This is a genomic window from Synechococcus sp. H60.1, from assembly GCF_047462335.1.
In the GTDB taxonomy this organism is placed as follows: domain Bacteria; phylum Cyanobacteriota; class Cyanobacteriia; order Thermostichales; family Thermostichaceae; genus Thermostichus.
Genome location: NZ_JANSJA010000001.1, coordinates 1 through 2996, shown reverse-complemented (window position 1 = coordinate 2996; position 2996 = coordinate 1). Strand labels below are relative to the sequence as shown.

Sequence of the window (2996 nt, the reverse complement as noted above, 5' to 3'; positions counted from 1 at the left end):
GTTAAACCGCTGCAGAGCCGTCTTTAATATCCCCTTAACCTCGACCGGCGATGCAAACGCTAGCTTAATTAGATGGGATCCCTGTTAGCCCTCAGTGTTTCGGTCAGGTTGACCAGGTTTCTGGCCTGCCTGTGAGAAGTGGTCTGTCTGTGAGTGTTTCTTCTCCCCAACCCTCCGAGCCGGTTCGCATTGAAACCACGCGGGACTTGCTAGCAGCCCTGCGAGAAGGGCGCTCCCTGTTGGGCGCCAACCTTGAAGGTGCTTACCTCTCGCGGGGCCTGTTCGACCGCATCCAGATGCCCAAGGCCAACTTGACGCGGGCTAACCTGCGCTCGCTCAGTATGCAACAGGCAGATCTGCGGTTATGCAACTTTCGCCGTGCCGAGATGGAGCGGGCCAACTTCGCTGCCTCCGACCTCCGGGGATCCAGCTTCAGTCAAGCCCTGGGAGACTACAGCAACTTCACCGCTGCCAAGCTGGACAAAAGCAGCTTTCAGGAAGGCCGTTTCAGCCACTCCATCTTTCGCGAGGCCAGCTTGGTGGCTGCCAACCTAGCGGAAGGAAACTTTTTTGCCGCTGACTTTCGCCAAGCCAACCTATTTCGCTGCAACCTCTCCCAGGCCGTCCTAGCCAGTTGTCAGTTGCAACATGCCAACTTCAACCAAGCCCTCCTAGTGGGGGCCAACCTACAAGAGGCCCAAATCGAAGGGGCCAGCTTTGTCGGCGCCGACTTTACCGACGCCAAGCTCTCGAACCAAATGCGCAAGTTCTTGATCGAGCGCGCGAGCGGCACCAACGAGCTTACTCAGCGGGATACCCTCAACACTCTGCTGGCGGGGCTCCAGCCCAAGTCACGCAAACTGTTTGGATTGCTGTGAGCTGTAGCCGAAGTCACTCTCCCGCCAGCCGTAGCAGATCAGTTCTCAGGAGGTCAAGGCACCGGCTGATCCCTCAAAATTGGTTGAGGTCGATTCCAGCTTCGCGGGCCATGGCCCCTATCCCTTTGGTCTTGAGGGTTTTCAGGGCCTTGGTGGAAAGGCGCAAACGCACAAACCGCTTGCCCTCCTCCCACCAGACGCGTTTCCACTGCAAGTTAACCTCCTGCAGGCGCTTGGTACGCCGGTGGGAGTGGGAGATGGCGAAAGCGTTGTTGCGTTTTTTGTTGGTCAGTTGGCAGCGACGTGCCATGAGATCCAAGGGAACTCAGCTTCGCTATTCTATGGCCTCTTTTTGTCGAGCAGCAAGCTGCAGTTGAGCTTGCAACTGGGCTAGCTCTGCCCTCAATTGGTCAAAGGTTTGTTGGCAATGGTTGACGCTTCTCAGGGGTAGCTCTTCGTTTTTGGCGATGCAGGTGACCTCTACAGACCCGTCAGCGGCTTGGCGGCTGCGATCCACAAACACCTCCACCGTCACCAGCTTGGTGTAGGGATTTTTTCCAGGCGGCTCGCCGGCCACCCAGTAGTCAGGGCTGTTGTGTAGGACGGTAAGCTGGCAACGCTCCAAGACCGCGCGGATCGCTTCGCTTAGCTGCTCGGCTGATCCCATAAGCTGAGTCACGCAGGAGTATCGAGCCATAGAAGAAGCAGGTCACCACGCTCATCTTACCATCAAGCTTTCGAGTTCTGGCCTGTCCCAGTGGGCAGAGGGCGAATCGGCAAAATATGCGCTCAAGAGTAGCCTCAATCGGCTGGCTAACCCGGCGGCAAAGCGGTGAACTGCGCTAGAACGTAAACAAAGCCTTCCCGGCTCTGCGGCTAGCTCTTTTTTCAGGAGAGTTGCCTATGTCTAGGGTCTCCTCATGGGGGCGTTCCCTCTTGCTGCTGCTGGGATCCCTTGCTCTGGGTTGGATAGGCGTGTCTTCTGCCCAAGCGCAGCCTTTTCAACCGGGTGATCTGGATGGGGATAGCCGCTTGACGGTGCAGGATCGCAACCTGTTGGGGGCCTATTTGCGCGGAGAACGGGGGTTGACCGACGACCAGATCCGGGCTGCCGATGTTGACCAGGATGGACGAATTACAGAAGCCGATTGGCAGATGTTGCAGCAGCGCATTCAGGCGGCCACGGATGTGCCCACTGGACAGGTGCAGTTGGATTCTGCCTACTCTGGGCAGGTGGTGGATCGCCTGACAGGGCAGCCCTTGGCCGACGTGGAGGTGGCCATTCCGGGAGCCGGGATTGCGGTGCGCACCGATGCCCAGGGGCGGTTTCGCCTGCCGGGGCCGCTGCCGGCAGAGGAGATTTTGGTGGCGCGGCTGGAGAACTATTTGCCCTATTCCCAGAGCACAGGCAGCGGACAGACCGGCGGGGAGCGACCTTGGCAGTTACAGTTGGAGCGCTGGGATCCCAACAGCACGCTGGTGCTGGAGGCCAATGTCATCCGCCTAGGCGATAACCGGTATTCGCCTGAGTCGGCGGCTGCTGGCCAATTTCTTGCTCCTGCCCAAGGGGGGGAGATGACCCGCTCCTTCAGCCTAGAACGTCTGCCGCCCCGTCCACCAGTTCTGCGGATTGGATCCCTGATTGGGTTGGATACAGCCGCCGCCTATCGGGCCGGACAATCCCAGATTCCTAATGCCGACATGTCTCCCATGCGAGTGCTTTTGAACGGGGTGGAGGTAGAGCAGATCCAGTTGGGAGGAGACGGCTTGCGCATCCCTCTGCCGCTAGAGCATCTGCGCCTGGGCCTGAATACTGTTACCCTGCGCACTGGCAAAACGGTGATCCAGCCTGGCAGGATCGCCGGCGACCCTCGGATAAGTATCCCGCTTTTTGGTGGATCCCTGGATATCTTTGTGCCGCTGGGGAGTAACACAATCGGCCAGTACGGTGGGGCCTGGGTGGACTATGACGATGTGCAGTTGGCCAATGTCACGATTGAGATCCCCAGCTAAACGCCCAAGCTAACTTGCGCTGGCTAGGTCTTGGGATTTTGTTCCTCAGAAGCTTGCCCGAAGCCTTTTCGACTTTAAGGGGGCTCTGGGGATTCTGTAGGTTAA

At 58.4% G+C, this 2996-nt stretch carries 4 protein-coding genes; 2 read left to right on the top strand and 2 right to left on the bottom strand.

Annotated features, from left to right (window positions below; all coding sequences use genetic code 11):
• Positions 1-149: 149 nt before the first annotated feature.
• The gene (locus tag NW852_RS00020) at positions 150-878 is read left to right on the top strand and encodes a pentapeptide repeat-containing protein (RefSeq protein WP_414372731.1); all 729 of its coding nucleotides are present in this window, start codon (positions 150-152) and stop codon (positions 876-878) included.
• 73 nt (positions 879-951) lie between these two features.
• On the opposite strand, the gene rpmB is transcribed toward NW852_RS00020, so the two are convergent.
• On the bottom strand, positions 952-1188 hold the full coding sequence (gene rpmB, locus NW852_RS00015; RefSeq protein ID WP_414372729.1) for a 50S ribosomal protein L28: 237 nt from the start codon (positions 1186-1188) through the stop codon (positions 952-954).
• 24 nt (positions 1189-1212) lie between these two features.
• Positions 1213-1575, bottom strand: a complete 363-nt coding sequence (locus NW852_RS00010) for a hypothetical protein (RefSeq protein WP_414366787.1) — start codon at positions 1573-1575, stop codon at positions 1213-1215.
• Between the two features lie 206 nt (positions 1576-1781).
• Between NW852_RS00010 and NW852_RS00005 the strand changes: the two genes are divergently transcribed.
• A complete protein-coding gene (locus NW852_RS00005; RefSeq protein WP_414372725.1) occupies positions 1782-2891 on the top strand; it encodes a dockerin type I domain-containing protein in 1110 nt (369 codons plus the stop codon).
• The last annotated feature ends 105 nt before the right edge of the window (positions 2892-2996 follow it).

Bases quoted from the DNA above. Each gene is read 5' to 3' on its own strand.
- rpmB (WP_414372729.1), bottom strand. From the start codon at position 1,188: ATGGCACGTCGCTGCCAACTGACCAACAAAAAACGCAACAACGCTTTC.
- NW852_RS00010 (WP_414366787.1), bottom strand. From the start codon at position 1,575: ATGGCTCGATACTCCTGCGTGACTCAGCTTATGGGATCAGCCGAGCAG.
- NW852_RS00005 (WP_414372725.1), top strand. From the start codon at position 1,782: ATGTCTAGGGTCTCCTCATGGGGGCGTTCCCTCTTGCTGCTGCTGGGA.